2 protein-coding genes are annotated in these 3,453 nt (G+C 51.1%); both read right to left on the reverse strand.

The window, feature by feature from the left end:
• Positions 1-102 precede the first annotated feature (102 nt).
• Positions 103-1,329, reverse strand: coding sequence for a restriction endonuclease subunit S (locus tag PHE17_RS21510; RefSeq protein WP_301017982.1), 1,227 nt, complete (start codon positions 1,327-1,329; stop codon positions 103-105).
• The gene (locus PHE17_RS21515) at positions 1,319-3,268 is read right to left on the reverse strand and encodes a DUF262 domain-containing protein (RefSeq protein WP_301017983.1); all 1,950 of its coding nucleotides are present in this window, start codon (positions 3,266-3,268) and stop codon (positions 1,319-1,321) included. Before PHE17_RS21515 ends, PHE17_RS21510 begins: the two co-directional genes overlap by 11 nt.
• Between the last annotated feature and the right edge of the window lie 185 nt (positions 3,269-3,453).

Raw genomic sequence — 3,453 nt, forward strand, 5'->3', positions numbered from 1 at the left:
TGCAGTGGCAGAAAACCTCCGCTTGTGGATGCTGTTTTTATGGCCTCCAAACTTAATCGCTAAGGCAAATGGCAATGTCACCTTGCTGCTGAAAACCGCTGATTAGGAAAATTGTCGTGTACAGAGCGGTACATTAGAGAATGGCATTTGGATGGATTTAAAGGTATCGCGAGTAATTGTGCTAAATATTGATCCATGGCTTTTTTGTTGTAGGTCGGTTACTTGCAAATAAATGGAGTAGTAAATAAACGTATCGGAAATTCCATCTATTCCTCTGATGCCATAGCAAGATTGATTCATTGCCATTGGTGTGGCAACCATTGCGCATTTACCAACTGTGCCACGCGCACTAATAATAGTTGTTCCAATCGGTAAAATTTTCGTCGAAGATTTTTCAACGCCAAAACGAGTAATATGCTTCTCTGTTTCGATAACAAAAACGTCCGATGGATTTGGCGCATCAACGACAGAAAACCACGGAATATCGCCATTCCAATAGGCTTCAGTAGACGTTTTAGGTGTTCCACCCCCAATCAATGTAATCAGGCTTTCCAAAGAGCGTATTTCCCACCCCTCCGGTATCCACCCCATTTCTTCCGTGAACACAAACGTATTCGGGAACAATGAGCGAATGTCCTCCGGCAGTGGCTTACGCGCATCACCCAAGGCTTGACGGGCGGCGGCTTTGGCTTCGAGTTCGTCGGGAATGGGATTTCCTGCCGCCAGTGCGTTATCAATCACCGGATCGAAGTCCACGAACCAGCTTTTGAACAAGGCTTGCGCCATTGCTTCCAGAGTGGCGTTCATCTGGCGGTTGAGTTCGATTTTGTCGTCGAGGGAGCCGAGGATATTAACTATTTCCTCTTGTTCTTTGAGCGTTGGTAGTTTGATATTTAGGACACGAGCGGATGCAACATTGAAGTGCTGTTGCACTGCCCCAACTAGGTGGGCAGAAATATGACCAGTCGCAGCAGTATTTATATAGTAAGCGAGAAACCGATTATTGATCTCCTTACCGCATCGGACAATGACCAAATCTGAGCAGTTTGCATCTTCAAGCCAATCAGGAATAACAGCACAAGAGCCGGGTTTTCCCGTTCTGACAATCACCACATCTCCAGGCGTGAGTCTTGATTTGCTGACTTTCTGATGAAAAGCCTGACTTATGTATTTTATGTCATCAGTATTTATTCGCAGGGGTTCAATATTCTTGGAACGTAAAAAAGGTACGCCATCATCAATATATTCAGAACTCATGGAGCCGACATAACCTACTGTAATTTCAGCAGCTACATCCTCCAATAAGACATTGCGCCACTCAGACTGCATCGGCTACCTCTGCCAGAATCTCGTCCTTTATGTACTGTTTGAATGCTGTCGCTGAGGTGAAACACCGGAATCCTGCCTGACTCGCCAGCGCAACCGTGTCGTTGTCCTCATTCAGCAGCACTGCTACCGGTTGGCTGAGTTCTTCCTGTACGCCAGTCGGCCACACCAGATCAAACACTGCCAGTTGCTGCCCACTTTGAGGGTCGCTGTAGTCATATGACAGCACCCCGGCAGGCAAGCCCTGTTCCTGTACCCACTGGTTGAGTGCCTGCAATGCCTGCTCTTCCGTCTCATCACTGATGCCGCCCTTGACTGCTACAGCAGCAGGTTCGGTACGGCGGCCTTCCATCCACTGCGTATCGCCATGCAGCAGCGAACGCATCCGCTGGTTGGCTTCTTCCGCCAGCAATGCCTTACGCGCTTCCAGAAAATCGAGGTAGTTTTCCATCTTCCACAGGTTTTCATCCATCGGTATCCACTGGGTCGCCAGCGCACCGGGATGACGTGATTCCACCTCAACAAAATAGTCATGCGGGTATTTGTCACGGATGTCGAGGTTGGTGTCCTTGGTCAAGAAGCAGAAGTTCGCCAGTGCATTCACCTCCTGCCTCCCCTGACCGGCTTTATACAGCCGTGCTTTCGGGAATATATGATGCACTTCCAGCCGGTTCAGCTTGCCCAGCAAATTGGCTTTCAACGGCAAGCCTGTTCCCCAGTCGCGGGCTTCGCCCATGCGCGTCAGCATGTACAGCACCGGGTAAAAACGTGCGCCGAGACTCCAGCCATCAAAATGTCCCGGTTCTATGGACAAGCCACCATGCCACAGACGCAATTCCGCCAGCAGCTTGTCGACGCCACCATTGCTTTCCAGCACTCCCAAATCTTTGTCGATGTACGATTCAGTGGAACCGGAAAAACGACCCCACATCCCGGCCTGTGCAAACCAGAACAGCAGTTTGTCGCGCTCGATTTCGTCCAGCCTGCCGCTGCGTTGGTCTAGATAGCGCACCATTACAGGAATCGCATAACGCCCGAACAACACTCGGTCGTGATCCAGCCCCAACCGCCCGCTAATCATGTTCAGGCTGGTGTCAATGTGGCGGGTAGCGCGTTTCAGACCATCCTGAATGTCAGGAGCCTGCTTGTCGTGCAGGTAAAGGAATTTGGCTTCGCCTGTCAGGGCTGTATTCACGGAGCGTAGCAGCCAGTCAAGGCTGAAGTCGTACCCGGCTTGCTGCCACTCATGCAGTTTTTCTTTCATCTGGTTGCGGGCTTCCGGCCATTCCGCGCAGATTTTGGCAAGCGCCAGATCGCCCTTGGACAGTTTGGTGCCACCGCTGTTGACGCGATTGAAGATGTCGACCACCACATCCAGGGTTTTATCCTTGCCGGTCACTTCCTCAATGTGTAGGTCGATGTCGAGAATACCGAGCAGGTTGCTGAGCCTCCCCATGTAATCAAACATTTTGGCTGCGTGTTCAGGATGGGCATTGATGGGGGCAAAAAACTCCCTCATGCCTGCATTGCCTTTCTGCATAACAGCCGTGACATCCACCCACAACGGATCGTCCTGCATTTTGATCGGCTGCCAGAACTCAAACACCTCAGTTTCCATATTGAAACGCAAGCTGGTGAAAGCGGAGGCATTGCCATCAAAGAACTTGGGCGGCTTGCCACGTACCACGCCATACAGTGAAGTCATGCGCTGTTGACCGTCGAGCAGCAGCTTGACGATACCGGCTGCCAGTTGCATGTCGCCCCGGTATTGCGCTTCGGCGGATTCCGTCGCCCATACCAGCAAACCACCTACTGGGTGACGGCGATACAGGGAACTGAACAGGCCGCGTACTTGTTCCTTGCCCCAGACGTAACCGCGTTGGAATTCAGGCAAGGCCATGTGACCGTTGTCGATGTGGTCGAGGATAGTGGAGATTTTCATGGGGTGTTGATTCCTTTGGCTGCGGCATCACTACTGACGGTGTTAAGCTGCGTTCCTAGAGTCTGTCAAATAAACTGTGTAACAAATTTTCATAGGGCGGAGAGCGGGACGCGCTCTTCGCCGAACATGAGTAAAAAGGTCTGCAAAGCAGGCTTCCAGTGGTGGATAACCGACCACTTTTGCGA

Source organism: Thiothrix sp. (genome assembly GCF_028714775.1).
Lineage (GTDB): Bacteria > Pseudomonadota > Gammaproteobacteria > Thiotrichales > Thiotrichaceae > Thiothrix.

Bases quoted from the DNA above. Each gene is read 5' to 3' on its own strand.
- PHE17_RS21515 (WP_301017983.1), bottom strand. From the start codon at position 3,268: ATGAAAATCTCCACTATCCTCGACCACATCGACAACGGTCACATGGCC.
- PHE17_RS21510 (WP_301017982.1), bottom strand. From the start codon at position 1,329: ATGCAGTCTGAGTGGCGCAATGTCTTATTGGAGGATGTAGCTGCTGAA.